This window comes from Roseibium sp. AWQ4_290, from assembly GCF_056160985.1.
Map to the genome: position 1 here is coordinate 93,998 of NZ_JBSWYG010000020.1, position 14,242 is coordinate 108,239.

General features: G+C 60.0%; 16 protein-coding genes. 10 read left to right on the forward strand and 6 right to left on the reverse strand.

Going from position 1 to position 14,242, the window contains the following annotated elements; translation table 11 throughout:
* The first annotated feature begins 364 nt into the window (after positions 1–364).
* Positions 365–988 carry a hypothetical protein gene (locus ACXAH0_RS19570; RefSeq protein WP_475176911.1) on the forward strand — a complete coding sequence of 208 codons (624 nt, stop codon included), beginning with the start codon at positions 365–367 and terminating at the stop codon, positions 986–988.
* A 161-nt stretch (positions 989–1,149) separates the two neighbouring features.
* Here ACXAH0_RS19570 and ACXAH0_RS19575 read toward each other — a convergent pair whose 3' ends face one another.
* Positions 1,150–2,193, reverse strand: coding sequence for a M42 family metallopeptidase (locus ACXAH0_RS19575; protein WP_475176907.1), 1,044 nt, complete (start codon positions 2,191–2,193; stop codon positions 1,150–1,152).
* A gap of 312 nt (positions 2,194–2,505) precedes the next feature.
* Here ACXAH0_RS19575 and ACXAH0_RS19580 point away from each other — a divergent pair, with 312 nt between their 5' ends.
* Both ACXAH0_RS19580 and mepA read left to right on the forward strand, forming a co-directional pair.
* Complete coding sequence (locus ACXAH0_RS19580; RefSeq protein ID WP_475176903.1) at positions 2,506–3,591, forward strand: patatin-like phospholipase family protein; 1,086 nt, start codon at positions 2,506–2,508, stop codon at positions 3,589–3,591.
* Between the two features lie 152 nt (positions 3,592–3,743).
* Positions 3,744–4,769: a penicillin-insensitive murein endopeptidase gene (gene mepA, locus ACXAH0_RS19585; protein ID WP_475177109.1), complete on the forward strand. Its 1,026-nt coding sequence runs from the start codon at positions 3,744–3,746 to the stop codon at positions 4,767–4,769.
* Between the two features lie 154 nt (positions 4,770–4,923).
* On the opposite strand, the gene ACXAH0_RS19590 is transcribed toward mepA, so the two are convergent.
* Positions 4,924–5,436, reverse strand: a complete 513-nt coding sequence (locus ACXAH0_RS19590) for an N-acetyltransferase family protein (RefSeq protein WP_475176900.1) — start codon at positions 5,434–5,436, stop codon at positions 4,924–4,926.
* 214 nt (positions 5,437–5,650) lie between these two features.
* Between ACXAH0_RS19590 and lepA the strand changes: the two genes are divergently transcribed.
* Together lepA and ACXAH0_RS19600 are read left to right on the forward strand one after the other, a co-directional pair.
* Positions 5,651–7,456 carry a translation elongation factor 4 gene (gene lepA / locus ACXAH0_RS19595; protein WP_475176897.1) on the forward strand — a complete coding sequence of 602 codons (1,806 nt, stop codon included), beginning with the start codon at positions 5,651–5,653 and terminating at the stop codon, positions 7,454–7,456.
* A gap of 73 nt (positions 7,457–7,529) precedes the next feature.
* A complete protein-coding gene (locus ACXAH0_RS19600; RefSeq protein ID WP_475194323.1) occupies positions 7,530–8,114 on the forward strand; it encodes a PhnA domain-containing protein in 585 nt (194 codons plus the stop codon).
* A gap of 75 nt (positions 8,115–8,189) precedes the next feature.
* Here ACXAH0_RS19600 and ACXAH0_RS19605 read toward each other — a convergent pair whose 3' ends face one another.
* A complete protein-coding gene (locus ACXAH0_RS19605; protein ID WP_475176893.1) occupies positions 8,190–9,047 on the reverse strand; it encodes a LysR family transcriptional regulator in 858 nt (285 codons plus the stop codon).
* A 103-nt stretch (positions 9,048–9,150) separates the two neighbouring features.
* Between ACXAH0_RS19605 and ACXAH0_RS19610 the strand changes: the two genes are divergently transcribed.
* Positions 9,151–9,561, forward strand: a complete 411-nt coding sequence (locus ACXAH0_RS19610) for a tautomerase family protein (protein WP_475194327.1) — start codon at positions 9,151–9,153, stop codon at positions 9,559–9,561.
* Between the two features lie 33 nt (positions 9,562–9,594).
* On the opposite strand, the gene ACXAH0_RS19615 is transcribed toward ACXAH0_RS19610, so the two are convergent.
* Both ACXAH0_RS19615 and ACXAH0_RS19620 read right to left on the reverse strand, forming a co-directional pair.
* The gene (locus tag ACXAH0_RS19615; protein WP_475176888.1) at positions 9,595–10,194 is read right to left on the reverse strand and encodes a short chain dehydrogenase; all 600 of its coding nucleotides are present in this window, start codon (positions 10,192–10,194) and stop codon (positions 9,595–9,597) included.
* Entirely contained in the window at positions 10,191–10,553 is a 363-nt protein-coding gene (locus ACXAH0_RS19620) for a MerR family transcriptional regulator (protein ID WP_475176883.1), read from the reverse strand. The genes ACXAH0_RS19615 and ACXAH0_RS19620 overlap by 4 nt, the downstream gene beginning before the upstream one ends.
* A gap of 174 nt (positions 10,554–10,727) precedes the next feature.
* Between ACXAH0_RS19620 and ACXAH0_RS19625 the strand changes: the two genes are divergently transcribed.
* Positions 10,728–10,952 carry a type II toxin-antitoxin system CcdA family antitoxin gene (locus ACXAH0_RS19625; protein ID WP_475176879.1) on the forward strand — a complete coding sequence of 75 codons (225 nt, stop codon included), beginning with the start codon at positions 10,728–10,730 and terminating at the stop codon, positions 10,950–10,952.
* Positions 10,952–11,251, forward strand: a complete 300-nt coding sequence (locus tag ACXAH0_RS19630; protein ID WP_475176875.1) for a CcdB family protein — start codon at positions 10,952–10,954, stop codon at positions 11,249–11,251. Before ACXAH0_RS19625 ends, ACXAH0_RS19630 begins: the two co-directional genes overlap by 1 nt.
* A 37-nt stretch (positions 11,252–11,288) precedes the next feature.
* Here ACXAH0_RS19630 and ACXAH0_RS19635 read toward each other — a convergent pair whose 3' ends face one another.
* Positions 11,289–11,426 carry a hypothetical protein gene (locus tag ACXAH0_RS19635; protein WP_475176871.1) on the reverse strand — a complete coding sequence of 46 codons (138 nt, stop codon included), beginning with the start codon at positions 11,424–11,426 and terminating at the stop codon, positions 11,289–11,291.
* 133 nt (positions 11,427–11,559) lie between these two features.
* Between ACXAH0_RS19635 and ACXAH0_RS19640 the strand changes: the two genes are divergently transcribed.
* Positions 11,560–12,477: a LysR substrate-binding domain-containing protein gene (locus ACXAH0_RS19640; RefSeq protein ID WP_475194330.1), complete on the forward strand. Its 918-nt coding sequence runs from the start codon at positions 11,560–11,562 to the stop codon at positions 12,475–12,477.
* 665 nt (positions 12,478–13,142) lie between these two features.
* Positions 13,143–14,225, forward strand: a complete 1,083-nt coding sequence (gene pheS / locus ACXAH0_RS19645; protein ID WP_475194333.1) for a phenylalanine--tRNA ligase subunit alpha — start codon at positions 13,143–13,145, stop codon at positions 14,223–14,225.
* The last annotated feature ends 17 nt before the right edge of the window (positions 14,226–14,242 follow it).

A 14,242-nucleotide genomic window follows, 5' to 3' on the forward strand; every position in this document is an offset into this window, starting at 1 on the left:
GTCCGAAAGGGCTCCAAAACCAGCCTTTGGTGGCGTTTTCCAACCTGCCGGACGGCGTTGCGCTGCTTGAACGGCCATCCAGGCCGTCCTGCGCATCGCGCCTTGCCAGCAAATTGGAAAACACCATCAGATAGGTCTCTATCAAGTGCGATTGGTATAAGGTCCTGACCTCCTCCGGACGGTCCTGCTCGTTTCACGCGCTGGAGGGGCTCGGCCACGGGATCGACGGTCGCGGGCTCAAGCTTGCCGCGACGTTTCTGGAACAGGCCTTTGCGAGAGGTTAAAGGCCTGTTAACCAATTTCCGGGATGCTTTGAAGACCTGTGCCGGACCAGAACGGGCTGGCGACACCGGGAACCAAGCACATGCAGATCACTGTCGAAACGACAACCCAGAGTGCAAGCCTGTTTTCCGCGTCCTTTTCCAGCGGTGGTCCAGAAGGGCAGAAAAACACCCCTAAGGGAAACGCATTCGGGCATGATATCGGCCAGCGTAACGGCCAGGACAAAGCGGCACCTGTCTCGGCGCTGGAAGCTGCCAGCAAGAAGGCAGAAGAGGATGCGGTCGTTATCGCCGCCCTGCAGCAGGCCGTTGAAAAGGGCAAATCCGGCGAGAGCGATGAGGATGGCAAGGACAAGAAGCTGGCCAGCATCGAGGATTACCAGAAGACGGCCGGCCAGCTGAAAGCCGCCCTTGGGGAAGACGAGGCAGGCTCTTCCGCATCTGCGTCTGTTGCCTATGAAAGCGCGTCGATCTCAACAACGACCATTGAGGCTGAAATTGGCGGCGAGACCATTTCGGCCCAGTTCGTCTCATTTGAGCGGGTGTCCTATGACAGCGAAACCGGCCTATCAGTCCGCTCCGCCAGCGCAGCCGCCATTGAAGGGGAATTCGACGGCGGCTCCTTCAGCTATTCCAGCGCTTCGGTGAGCGAGCTTTACGCCGGAACGGGCGATCAGATTTCAAACCTGGCAGGGTATCTCGCCTGACGCAGACACAAGAGTACGGGGCCGCCTGAGCCGGCTTTTGCAAGTGCCCCCGGGACTTGAAGCCCCGGACGGTTTTTCTTTTGCGCAGGACAGCCCGGGCGTCCGGCCGCGGAAACGGCCGCGGCCCAGGTGAAGGGAGCCCCCGGCTCCCCTCCATGTCCTCACGCCTTTTTCAGATACGCCACCAGCACATCCAGAGCCGCCTGAAGGTCCGATTTGTGGATCATCTCAGTGACCGTGTGGATGTAGCGGGTGCCAACCACGATCCCGACCGCCTTGGCCCCCGCAGCGGCCTGCTGGGCGGCCGCGCCATCCTGGCCTCCGGCGGCCAGCATGGTGCGCTGGAACGGGATGTTTTCCTTTTCCGCCAGCGCCTCGAACTCCTTCACCAGCTCCCGGTCGGCAATGAAGCTGGAATCCTTCACATGAAGGCCGAAGCCTTCGCCCTGAACCGTGGTGCGGTCCTGTTCGGGAACGCCCGGCGTGTCGCAGGCCAGGGTCGTGTCGATGCCAAGGCCGATGTCCGGTTTGATGGCGAAAGACGCAGTGCGCGCACCGCGCAGGCCGACTTCTTCCTGGCAGGTGAAGGCCACATGGATCTCGCATTCATGCTTTGCCTTGCCCAGCCCTTTCAGCGCTTCCACCCCGAGCCAGCAGGCAATGCGGTTGTCCAGCGCCTTGGAGACGATCTTGTCACCGATCTCGATGAGCGGCTCGTCCATGGTCACCATGTCGCCGACCTTGACCACATCCTTGGCCTTGTCGCCCAAGCCGAGATCCACCACGAAGTCCTTCGGCTCAGGCACTTTCTTGCGCTCCTCGGGTGAGGAGATATGGATCGGTTTGCCGCCCGGATTCATGACTCCCTTGAAGTCGCCTGAATCCGTGGAGACCAGAACCCGGCGGGAGAACAGATTGCGTGCGTCAAAGCCACCGACCGGCTGCACATGCAGAAATCCCTTGTCGGTGACATGGGAGACCAGAAACCCGATCTCATCCATATGGCACAGCAGCATGACCTTCTTCGGCGTCCCCTTTTTGAGCGCCTTGCGGCTGTCCCGGCGGCACAGCAGCGAGCCCATCGGGTCCACCGTGACCTCGTCGAAAAGGCCCTTGATCTCTTTTTGAATGATCTCGCGCACCCGGTGCTCATGGCCCGGCACACCCGGCGTTTCGCAAAGGCGGCGAAGTAAGTCGATATTCATGGAACATCCTGTTGGAGGGGTGAAGTACCGGTCCGATCCTATGCCAAACCAGCCGGAGGGATAAAGGGTCCCCAAAGGAAATTCCGGTCTTTGCAGAAAGCTGCAAAGAAAACGGGCACGATTTGAGAAGGAAATTTCCGGTCCGGTTAACCTTCTGCTCTCCAATTTCAGAATTTTCACCCTATCTGAAGCCCATTGCCATGGCAGTGTCTTAATTGGCAGACAAACTTGAACCAACGTTCAGATAAGCGTTTGACGCAGATCTGCGAACAAACGCTGCCCCGTCCGGTTCGATCACAGTGGGGATCCAGCATGACCCAGAAAAAACGGTTTATTCTTTCCATTGATGGCGGCGGTGTCCGTGGCCTCATCCCCTTGCGCGTACTTGAGTCTCTGGAAAGCCGGCTCAGCCAGCGCGGCATCGACGCCCCCCTTCACCAGGTGTTCGACCTGATGGCTGGAACCTCCACCGGCGGTTTGATCGCAGCCGGCCTGAGTGCGCCCCGCCCTGGCGGCACCGCGGGAGAAGCGGCCGCCACCATCGCCGAATTGCGTACCTTCTATGAGCGTGATGCCCGGGAGATCTTCCAAAATTCCATCAGCGCGCGCATCGCACGGGCGCTGACGAATCCGCTCGGCCTGTTCGACGAAACCTATGACGCCCGCCCGCTTGAAAAGCTGCTGAAGGAGCGCTTCGGCTGGACGTCCATGGCCAGCGGCCTGACCCGGCTGGTGCTGACCGCCTATGACATTGAACAGCGCAAAGCGGTGTTCCTGACCAACGGGCTTGAGGAAAATGGCAGCCGCCCGGACGACTATTATTTCTGGCAGGCCGTGCGGGCCACAACCGCCGCTCCGGCCTATTTCGAACCGGCCCGGGTGGAAAATCTGAGCCGCAAGCGCGACGAAGCGCTGGTTGATGGCGGCGTGTTCATGAATGACCCGGCCATCGCGGCCTATCTGGAGGCCCGCAAACTGGGCTGGGACCAGGAGGACATCGTGATCCTGTCGCTTGGCACCGGCCGTGCTCCGGGACGGCCCTTCCCATATCAGGAGGCCATCGGCTGGGGCTCACTGGGCTGGATGCAGCCGTCCAAGGGCGTTCCGCTGTTGTCGATCTTTGCCGACGGGCAGACCCAGACGGCCTCCTATCAGGCCGAGCATCTCTTCAACGAACTGCCCAACGTAACCTATCACCGGCTGAACACGGTACTGGAGCCAGAGGCAGAAGATCTGGACAATGCCCGTCCGGGCAACCTGATCCAGCTGAACGGGGCCGCCGACCGGATGATCCGAGACAACACCGTGTTGCTCGATAGGCTGGCCGATCTGTTGAAAGACCATCTTCTCCCAACGGAAGAAGATGCGCCCGAGGCCGATTTGGTGCATGCTGCCTGAACCCGTCCGGTTGCCGGATCATGACTGATCCCGGCGGCCGGAGCCAGCAGCGGCCCGGCGAAAGGGCCCGCAACCCCTTTGAGGCCCCCGTGAGCGAGCCCACCAGATCCGTGCGCCTTTTTTGGAGTTCTTCCCTGCCGGGGCTGGCCGGAATGCTTGCAGCGGCCCTTTTTCCTCTAGAGGTCTCAGGCGCACCGGTGCCGGCGGCAAAGCCTGGCGCGGCCCCTGTGCAAACCGCAGCCCCCGGTGCGGCGGCTGCCGTTTCGGCAGTTCCGGTACCTTTCAAGAAGCGGGCCGTACCGGAGGGATATGTCCCCCAGACGCCCAAACTGGTGCTGCGTTCCCAGCTTCCGGCAAAGGACTATTTCGGGGCGGCCAACGGCCCGGCGCCGTTGAAAGCCCGCGCCATCGGCTCCTATGCCAAGGGCTGTCTGGCGGGCGGCGCCAAACTTCCCGAAGACGGCCCTACCTGGCAAGCCATGCGCCTGTCACGCAACAGGAACTGGGGCCATCCGGAGTTGATTGCTTATCTGAAGGATCTGGCAGCCGATGCGCCGGAAGTGGGCTGGAACGGCCTTCTTGTCGGCGATCTGGCCCAGCCACGCGGCGGGCCAATGCTGTCCGGCCATGCCAGTCACCAGATCGGGCTGGATGCGGATATCTGGCTGACGGAAATGCCGAAAAGACGCCTGTCCGCGCAGGAGCGGGAACAGGTGTCCGCGATTTCCATGCTGAAGGGCCCGCTGGATGTGAAAGGCGCCGACCGGCGCGTCGACCCGCGCAAATGGACCGATGTTCACGCCCGCCTGATCCGCCGGGCTGCATCCGACAAGCGCGTCGCCCGGATCTTCGTCAATCCGGTGATCAAGAAAGCCCTGTGCACGTTCGAAAAAGGCCGGAACCGGGCCTGGCTGCGCAAGGTCCGTCCCTGGTGGGGGCACCACTATCATTTCCATGTGCGGCTGGCCTGCCCAAGAGGCAGCACCGGTTGCAAGAACCAGGCGCCTCCTCCCCCCGGAGATGGCTGCGGTGCCAATCTCGCATACTGGCTGTCGGACGAACCTTGGGTGCCGAAAAAACCACGGAAACCCGGAGAAAAGCCGAAGGTCGTCAAAAAACGGGCCATGGCGCTAGCTGCGCTGCCGCCGGACTGCCGCACCGTACTGACAGCCCAATAGACATGTGAGACCGAATGTTGGTGAGCCAAGCATGACCCCACTGCCCTCTCAAGGCAAAAAAGCGTGCCGCGCGTGATCAAGCCGGGTCTGGTCTCCTGACGCCTTCACCTCCTTGAGGTCTCCGTACGGCCAATCCCATGGAACGGAATTCGTGCTATCCGTCCGGCGCATCCATCGGGCTAAGCACCTTGGTCAAGAACACCAGATCCAGCCAGCGGCCGAATTTGGTGCCGGTCTCCGGCAAAATACCGGCAATATCGAAACCGAGTGCCCGGTGCAGACCGATCGAGGCTGAGTTCTGCCCGTCCACGACACCGACCAGCACATGAAGGCCGCTTGTGCCTGCAATCTCGATAAGACGGCTCAAGAGTTTCCGCCCGACCCCGCGCCCCTGTGCCGCCGGATCGACATAGACCGTATGTTCCGCCGTCAGCCGGTAGCCTTCGCGCGGGCGGAATGGGCCAAAGCTGGCAAAGCCGACAATCTTGTTGTCCGGGCCGCACGCGACCAGAACCGGGAGCCCGTCCGCAGCCCGCTTCTCAAACCAGGTGAGCCGGTCGTCCAGTGTTTCCTCCGCCGTGGTCCAGGCGGCTGTCGTTTCACGCACCGCCTGGTTGTAAAGCGCGAGGATATCGGGAACGTCCCGGGGCTCCGCGCCCCGGACCAATACTGTTTCATTTGCTGTAATGGGGTCAGGTCCTTCTGTTGAGCCTGGATCAGGGAGGAGCGCAGCAATCTGCATCTTGATGCAGATCTCATCTGCGACCTAAGGCAAAAATGTGGCTTACCGCCGGAAAGAAGCGCAAAAAGCAGCGGACTTACACCGGGAAAAGTGTTCATTTTTCTGGTGGAAACCGGATTGCGATGGTAAAGGGGCGGCCATGACGACGAAGACGCTTTCCAACATCCGCAACTTTTCGATTGTGGCCCATATCGACCACGGCAAGTCGACCCTTGCCGACCGCCTGATCCAGATGACCGGCACCTTGACCGACCGGGAGATGACCGAGCAGGTGCTCGACTCCATGGATATCGAGCGGGAGCGCGGCATCACCATCAAGGCCCAGACGGTTCGTCTGATCTACAATGCCAAGGATGGCCAGCAATATACGCTCAATCTGATCGACACACCGGGCCACGTGGATTTTGCCTATGAAGTGTCCCGCTCGCTTGCGGCCTGCGAAGGCTCGCTGCTGGTGGTGGATGCCTCTCAAGGGGTGGAAGCGCAAACGCTTGCCAATGTCTATCAGGCCATCGACAATGACCACGAGATCGTCACCGTTCTGAACAAGATCGACCTGCCTGCGGCCGAGCCGGACCGGATCAAGGAACAGATCGAGGATGTGATCGGCATCGATGCCTCCGAGGCCTGCATGATTTCCGCCAAGACCGGGCTTGGCGTTGAGGATGTTCTGGAAGCGATTGTCCAGAAACTGCCCGCTCCCGAAGGTGATCCGGACGACACCCTGAAGGCCATGCTGGTCGACAGCTGGTACGACACCTATCTTGGTGTCATGGTTCTGGTGCGCGTGATCAACGGCTCTCTCAAGAAGGGCCAGAAGATCAAAATGATCGGCACTGGCGCGTCCTATGACATTGACCGGGTCGGCGTCATGACCCCGAAATTCATCCAGGTGGACGAGCTGCGCTCAGGCGAAATCGGCGTCATCACCGGGTCCATCAAGGAAGTGGCCGACACGCGGGTCGGGGATACGATCACCCTGGACAAGAAGCCCTGTGCCGAGCCGCTGCCGGGCTTCAAACCAGCCCAGCCGGTTGTGTTCTGCGGTCTCTTTCCGGTGGACGCCAATGACTTTGAAGACCTGCGCGCCGCCATGGGCAAGCTGCGCCTGAACGATGCCAGCTTCTCTTTCGAAATGGAGACGTCTGCGGCGCTCGGCTTTGGCTTCCGCTGCGGTTTCCTGGGCCTGCTGCATCTGGAAATCATTCAGGAACGCCTGTCGCGCGAATTCGATCTGGACCTGATCGCCACCGCCCCGTCCGTGGTCTACCAGATGACCATGACCGATGGCACCGATATCGACCTGCACAATCCGGCCGACATGCCCGATGTGGTCAAGATCGATGAAATCCGCGAGCCCTGGATCCGGGCGACCATCATGACACCGGACGAGTATCTGGGCGGCATCCTGAAGCTTTGCCAGGAGCGGCGCGGCATTCAGGTGGATCTGTCCTATGTGGGCTCCCGCGCCATGGTCGCCTATGACCTGCCGCTCAACGAAGTGGTGTTTGATTTCTACGACCGGCTGAAATCCATTTCCAAGGGCTATGCTTCCTTCGACTACCAGATCTCCGATTATCGGGCGGGCGACCTCGTCAAAATGTCGATCCTGGTCAACGAGGAGCCGGTGGACGCCCTCTCCGTTCTTGTGCACCGCAGCCAGGCGGAACGGCGCGGACGGGCCATGTGCGAGAAACTGAAGGACCTGATCCCACGGCACATGTTCAAGATCCCGATTCAGGCTGCCCTTGGCGGCCGGGTGATTGCCCGTGAAACCATCGCCGCCCTGCGCAAGGACGTGACCGCCAAATGCTACGGTGGCGACGCCACCCGGAAGCGCAAGCTTCTGGAAAAGCAGAAGGCGGGTAAAAAGAAGATGCGTCAGTTCGGCAAGGTGGAAATTCCACAGGAAGCGTTTATTCAGGCGCTCAAGATGGACGAGTGAGCAGCGGCCAGGCTGAGACCGGTGTCCCTGTCTCAGTCCCTTTACGCTCCACACGCAACAAAAGGAATGTTCCATGAGCGTTGAACAGGCCGTTTCCGAGCGCGCCGGCCATAAGTGCGAACTCAGCGGCGCGGCTGAGGACCTCGTTCTTTTTCAGGTCGGTCCGGACGCAGATGGCACAGCGGACACAACCCTTCTTCTCAGCAAAGCCTGCGCGGATCAGATCTCCGGTGCGGCGGAACTTGATCCGAACCTCTGGCATTGCCTGAATGAAAGCGCCTGGAGCCAGGTCCCGGCGGTTCAGGTCACCGCCTACCGCCTGTTGACAAAGCTGCAGGGAGAAAGCTGGGCCCGCGATCTGCTTGACATGCTCTATCTGGAAGACGAGGTCCTGGCCTGGGCCAAGGCCGGCCACGAGGAGGCGGACCAGAGCGAGGCCGCCAGCGACCCTCACAAGGATACCCACGGCGCTGTTCTCAGCGCGGGCGACACCGTGACCCTGATCAAAGATCTGAAGGTCAAGGGTGCCAATTTCACGGCCAAACGCGGTACGGCGGTGCGAAATATCAGTCTCGTTGCAGATAACCCAACGCAGATTGAAGGCCGGGTGAACGATCAGCGGATCGTCATTCTGACCGAATTTGTGAAAAAGTCCTGAGCGCGCAGGCGCTCAGGGGCCGGTCCACAGATCAGCTCCGGTACGCCTTTGGGTTCACGCCACTTTCGCCGCCACTCAGCATGTTTCCTGAAAGGCCTTGAGGATTGCTGCAGCCACCGTGCTGGTGCCGGTATTGGTATCGGACGGGCGCGCGAACAGGGCCATCCGTGTCTTTGGCAAATCCGGCAGCTGATAAACAGTTCCAATGTCCCGCCCCCCTTCCGGAATGTTCCGCCGGTTCAGGCAGGCAATGCCAAGCCCGGCTGAAACGGCTGCCTGGACCGCGCCAACGCTGGTTCCGGTAAAAACATTGTCAAAGCCTATTCCGGCCTTTCTCAAAACCTCTTCTGCGAGCCGTTTCACCGAGCAGCTGTTTGTCAGCCCGACAAGAGGCAGCTGCTTGCCCGATGGCCAGTCGAAGGTTCTGGAGGCAACCCAGACAAGATCTTCTTCAAAGGCGGTTTGTGCCGGAACGCCGACATCGTCCGAGTGGACCATGACCACATCCAGCAGTCCTGCCTTGAAGTCTTTAAACAGTGGCTCGGATGATCCCACCGACACCTCCAATCTGTGATGTGGAAGAGACTGTGTGAGCTGGGCAATCACCTGCGGCAATTTATTTCCCGCTGCGTGATCGCTGATCCCGATCAGCAGCCGCGACACTGTCTGCGCACCTGCCACGTTTGCCGCAACCCGGTCATGCAATTCGATTAGGCGGCGCGCGTCTTTCAGGAACCGTGCGCCGACGCTCGTCAGACGGACCGACCGGGGCGACCGGCTGAGCAAGACGCAGCCAAGGCGGTCCTCCAGCTTTCTGATCCGCAGGCTAACCGCAGACTGGCTCGCCCCGACCATGGCCCCTGCCCGGGTGAAACTACCGGTTTCAGCCACACGAACAAACGCCCTCAGAAGATCCATATCCAGATTTTGCATGCATCTATTTTAAAATTGAATTTCTGAAATATCAAAGATTTGTTTTCCTCATCAAAAGGCAACTGCTACCTTGATTTCACTATCTTTTCAGAGGGAGAGCTCCATGCCGCTTGCACAAATTTCCATTCTCAAAGGTTCAAAGACACCGGACCGGAAGACTGCGATCATGGATCAGGTCTATCTGTCCTTACGTGAGACCTTTGATGTGCCCGCGGATGACCGCTTCATCACGATCACGGAACACGAGCCGGATGACTTCGCCTATGGCCGCCACTATGGCGGTGTTGACCGCTCCGATGAGCTCGTCATTGTGCAACTCACCGTTAGCAACACCCGGCCCTTGGAGAAAAAACGGGCCCTGTTCAAACGGCTTGCCGACGGCTTGGAACGCGAAGCTGGTCTGCGGCCCGATGATATTTTCATCAATCTGGTTGAAACAAAAATGGAGAACTGGTCGTTCGGATATGGGATCGCGCACTATGCAGACCGGCCACCTGAACCCGGCTCCGTCTAGCACCACCCTCAACAAATCGCCGGGCGCCTTCCATCAATCCACGGTCACAACTTGCCCGGTGATGGCCCCTTCAACGCATTTGGCATAGGCCAGCCCCACGCGCCGGGACGGCACCGGATCGTGGCCCGGGAACCAGGCGCCATACTGATCGGCGGACACCTCCAACAGTCCAGGACTGACAACGTTGATGCGCACCCCTCGGGGAAGGTCGATGGCAGCGGCCGTCACGAACCCGGCCAGGGCCCCATTGGCCGTCGCCGCCCCTGCGCCCATACGTACCGGATCCCGGTCCAGAATGCCGCTTGTCAGGGTGAACGAACCGCGTTCGCTCACCTGGGTCAGGCCCGCCAGGACCAGATTGATCTGGGTGAGCACCTTGTTTTCCAGACCGAAACGGAACCGGTCTGCCGTCATCTCGCTCAATCGCCCAAATTCAACTTCACCAGCTGCCGAAAGCACCGCATCAACCGGTCCGGTCTCCCGGTATAGGGCCTCAACGCTTTCCGGCACGGCCAGATCCACCCGGCAGTCCCCCGACGAGCGGCCGGCGGTGATGATCTCATGGCGGCCGGACAACTCCGCATAGGCTGCCTTGCCCACATCCCCTGAAGCACCAACAAGCAGAATTTTCACGGGCCGTCTCCTTCAATTTTTCTGTATGCTGCAATCTTGTAAGCCAGCACCTCCTGGCACCGGTCCAGATCCGCCCGGCGCTGCTGAAGCCTCTGCTCATGCTGGAGCAAAATGGCCTTACGCTCTGGAATGCTACTGTCCCCTAACCGGTAGAGCGCCGCAAAATGCTGCATTTCCTTAAGCGGCATTCCGGTCTTGCGAAGCCAGTAAAGCAGAGTGAGCCATTCGACATTTTCCGGCGAAAACCGGCGCAAACCGTCCGGCCCGCGCTGAACCGCCGGGACAAGTCCTGACTTTTCATAAAACCGGATCGTATCGGCGCTGAGCCCCGATCTGGCCGCCGCTTCTGAAATACGCATGGTGTCTCTTTCGTACTGTCCGGCACAGCCTACGGGGCTGGAGCCGCTCCAGGTCAAGACAAAAGACGCGGGTCGGCGATTGCTGCCGGCAGACATGATTGATGTGCTGCCTGTCTCACGCTAGGCTTGTCTCCCGTGACAAACAGATCCGGATCACCACGGCGGAGACCGGCCATGCGCCCCAGTAAAATGTTTAATGTCGCGATTGATCCACGGCTCGCGAAACAGGCAAGCGACTTGAAACTTGATCTCGCCAAAGCAGCGGAAGAGGGTTTGAAGCAGGCTGTGCGCGCAGAGCGGGAACGGCTCTGGCGCCAGGAGAATGCGACGGCGATTGAAGCGGCCAATGCCTTTGTCGACAAGAACGGCTTGCCGTCTGAAAGGCATCGTCCGTTTTAATGGCCCGCTTTGATGTTCACCGGCTGGAACATCCCGGCACGCTCGCCCTGGTTCTGCAAGCCGATCTTCTGGATGGGTTCAACACCCGTGTTGTGGTGCCGCTCGTCACCGGTGAGGAATTCAGCACCCGGATTGAAGGCCTCAATCCGCTTCTCACCATCAACGGGCTGAATTATGTGATGCTGACACAGCATCTGGCCACTGTCCCGACCGCAGATCTTGGAGATGTCGTCTGCAATCTCTCAGAGCTGGAAGAAACACTTTCTGCAGCAACAAAGCTGCTGTTCGACGGGCTGTAAATTCAGCCCATGCGTGATCCAGCTTCTCCCCGGCCGTTCAGCGCCGGTTCAGCGGCAGGTCCGCCAGTTCACGCGGGCTCATGCGCTGGATGGCCGGGTGGGACAAAGGGTCGGTCCGGTCCGTCCAGCTCGGGGGGGCGGTGCGCAGATGGCGGCGCATAAACAGTTTCATCATGAGGATCAGTTTCCTTCTTGTTGTTGTCTTCATGGCCAAATCCTTTTCCTGAATTTAGCGATGCTGATTATCTAGTCGCTTTTTCCCTTTTAAAAAATCGACTTCTTCTGGCTTTCGATTTAGATTTGCTAAAATGAAGTCCTTGAACCGCATTCACCTGTCCGGCCTGCGGGCCGTGGAAGCCGTGGGCCGCCTCGGGTCGGCAAAGGCCGCCGCCGAGGATCTGGGCGTCACCGTTGGCGCTGTCAGCCAGCAGGTACAGAAAACCGAAGCCCAGCTGGGCGTACCCCTGTTCGAGCGCCAGAACCGGTTGCTGGTGCCAACGCCCCATATGCAGGCCATGCAGCCCCATCTGACCGCGGCCATGTCGTCGCTCGCCACTGCGATTGCGACCACAAGCCGTGGCCGCGAGGATGCGCTGACCATTTCGGTTGCCCCGGTTTTTGCGGGCAAATGGCTGGTCTGGCATTTGAAGAAATTCACCAAGGCCCATCCGGGCATAAGGGTCCGGGTGGAGGCAACAATTGATCTGGTCGACCCGGATCTGAGCGACGTGGATCTGTGCATCCGGGTCGGCCGGGGCCCTTATCCGGGTCTTCGGGCCGAAAAGCTCCTGCGCCACCGGGTGTTTCCTGTCTGCAGTCCGGCGCTGGCCGAACAGTTCCGGCACCCTTCGGACATTGCCAGACTGCCCATCATCCATGATCCCGGCCAGCCCTATTCCTGGAACACCTGGCTGCATCTGTTCGGCCTGGACGAAAGCATTTTGCAGGACGGCCCGAGCTTTTCCGACGGCTCCCTGTGCCTGGATGCGGCCATTGCCGGCCAGGGAGTGTTTCTCGCCTGGGAAACCCTGGCGGTCTATGCGGTCCAGGCCGGGCAGGTCATTGCCCCCTTCCCCCAACGTCCGGCAACGGATCTGTCCTATTGGCTCCTCAGCGGCCGGACCGCGCCCCAGACCAAGGCAAAAGCGGCGTTCGGCACGTGGCTGAAACAGGAGCTGCAAAGCTCGATCGGGCGGGCCAAAGGGGCGGATAAGGTGGAAAGCTAGTGTGGTGAATTTGAAATATGCCTCACTTTTGCAGTCACCGCCGGAGCGTATTTCAAATTCGAAAACCACACTAGAAACATAAACTTGCCAATCGCCCTGTTGACTCTGAAGTTCCTATGGAGCGTGCCGGGAAATGTGACGAACTTCAGAGTCAGGTGACGGGCGCGTTCCCTCAGCCCTTCGCGCCGCACCGGCCCTGAGACGGAGACTGCTCAAAATATGAATGAGGTCCCCGCTCTTGGCCAGGATGGCGCGAAAATGCAAGGAATGTGCGGGCAAACGTCCTGGTTTCAAAAGACCGGCGGAGGAACGGGCCGGACCTCTCCTGCCGCTTCCCCCTTGTCTTTCTCACGCCTTTGGGTAGAGTGCCGCCATGATGAATTGCGCTGCCCCTTGTTGTGTTCTGGACCGTGCTGCCCCGACCGGGCGGACATGCGGGGTCTATTTGCGCGCGCCGGAGCGTCAAGGTCCGGCCTGCGGACGATTTACGCGCTGAGGCGCCTGGTCCGCAGTCTTTGAAATCAAGCGCCTTTTTCCGTCATCCGGGGCTCACGCAATAATGCGTTGAGGCCGTGGCCTTCCGCGTGAATATTCGCTAAAAGACCCCGACTTTCCGTTTCGAACACAGCCCGCGCCCGATACGCGGCACCGACAACCGAGCACGCATGTCCAATCTCGATACCTTAGAAACCGATCTTCTTGCGGCCATTGACGGCGCTGAGACCGAAGCCGCCCTGGAAGAGCTGCGGATCAACGCCCTGGGCAAGAAGGGCAAGATCTCCGAGCAGATGAAGACCCTCGGCAAGATGACCCTGGAGGAACGCCAGGTGATGGGGCCGGCCCTGAACGGCCTGAAAGCCCGGATCACCGAGGCGCTCAACACCCGCAAGGACGTTCTGGCCGCAGCCGCGCTGGAAGCACGGCTTGCCAGTGAGACCGTGGATGTCACCCTGCCGCTGCGCCCCGCGCCTGCGGAAACCGGCCGCATTCACCCGGTCAGCCAAGTGATCGATGAACTGACGGCAATTTTTGCGGATATGGGCTTTTCCATTGCCGAAGGTCCCGATATCGAAACCGATGAGCTGAATTTCACGGCGCTGAATTTTCCGGAAGGCCATCCGGCGCGCGAAATGCACGACACCTTCTTTTTCAACGAAAAGGAAGACGGCGAGCGGCTGTTGCTGCGCACGCATACGTCTCCTGTGCAGATCCGCACCATGCGCACCCAGGAACCGCCTATCCGGGTGATCATTCCGGGACGGACCTATCGCTGCGACAGCGACCAGACCCACACGCCCATGTTCCACCAGGTGGAAGGCCTTGTCATCGACAAGGAAAGCCATTTCGGCCATCTGAAATGGGTGCTGCAGGAATTCTGCAAGAGCTTCTTTGAAGTCGATGACATCAAGATGCGCTTCCGTCCGAGCTTCTTCCCCTTCACAGAGCCGTCCATGGAACTCGACATCCAGTGCGATCGCTCCGGCGGAGAAGTGAAGATCGGCCAGGGGGAAGACTGGCTGGAAATCCTGGGCTGCGGCATGGTGCACCCCAATGTCATCCGCAATTGCGGCCTCGATCCGGATGTCTATCAGGGGTTCGCCTGGGGCATGGGGATCGACCGGATCGCCATGCTGAAATACGGCATGCCGGACCTGCGCGCTTTCTTTGATGCGGATCTGCGCTGGATCCAGCATTACGGCTTCCGCCCCCTCGACCTGCCGACCCTGTTCGGCGGCTTGTCCACCTGATCACCTGAACCCTGGGG

Excerpts from the sequence above, each read along its gene's own strand:
- pheS (WP_475194333.1), top strand. The coding sequence starts at position 13,143 with ATGTCCAATCTCGATACCTTAGAAACCGATCTTCTTGCGGCCATTGAC.
- ACXAH0_RS19635 (WP_475176871.1), bottom strand. The coding sequence starts at position 11,426 with ATGATGAAACTGTTTATGCGCCGCCATCTGCGCACCGCCCCCCCGAGC.
- ACXAH0_RS19580 (WP_475176903.1), top strand. The coding sequence starts at position 2,506 with ATGACCCAGAAAAAACGGTTTATTCTTTCCATTGATGGCGGCGGTGTC.
- ACXAH0_RS19605 (WP_475176893.1), bottom strand. The coding sequence starts at position 9,047 with ATGCAAAATCTGGATATGGATCTTCTGAGGGCGTTTGTTCGTGTGGCT.
- ACXAH0_RS19640 (WP_475194330.1), top strand. The coding sequence starts at position 11,560 with ATGAAGTCCTTGAACCGCATTCACCTGTCCGGCCTGCGGGCCGTGGAA.
- lepA (WP_475176897.1), top strand. The coding sequence starts at position 5,651 with ATGACGACGAAGACGCTTTCCAACATCCGCAACTTTTCGATTGTGGCC.
- ACXAH0_RS19570 (WP_475176911.1), top strand. The coding sequence starts at position 365 with ATGCAGATCACTGTCGAAACGACAACCCAGAGTGCAAGCCTGTTTTCC.
- ACXAH0_RS19600 (WP_475194323.1), top strand. The coding sequence starts at position 7,530 with ATGAGCGTTGAACAGGCCGTTTCCGAGCGCGCCGGCCATAAGTGCGAA.
- ACXAH0_RS19610 (WP_475194327.1), top strand. The coding sequence starts at position 9,151 with ATGCCGCTTGCACAAATTTCCATTCTCAAAGGTTCAAAGACACCGGAC.
- ACXAH0_RS19630 (WP_475176875.1), top strand. The coding sequence starts at position 10,952 with ATGGCCCGCTTTGATGTTCACCGGCTGGAACATCCCGGCACGCTCGCC.
- ACXAH0_RS19575 (WP_475176907.1), bottom strand. The coding sequence starts at position 2,193 with ATGAATATCGACTTACTTCGCCGCCTTTGCGAAACGCCGGGTGTGCCG.
- mepA (WP_475177109.1), top strand. The coding sequence starts at position 3,744 with ATGCTTGCAGCGGCCCTTTTTCCTCTAGAGGTCTCAGGCGCACCGGTG.
- ACXAH0_RS19620 (WP_475176883.1), bottom strand. The coding sequence starts at position 10,553 with ATGCGTATTTCAGAAGCGGCGGCCAGATCGGGGCTCAGCGCCGATACG.
- ACXAH0_RS19625 (WP_475176879.1), top strand. The coding sequence starts at position 10,728 with ATGCGCCCCAGTAAAATGTTTAATGTCGCGATTGATCCACGGCTCGCG.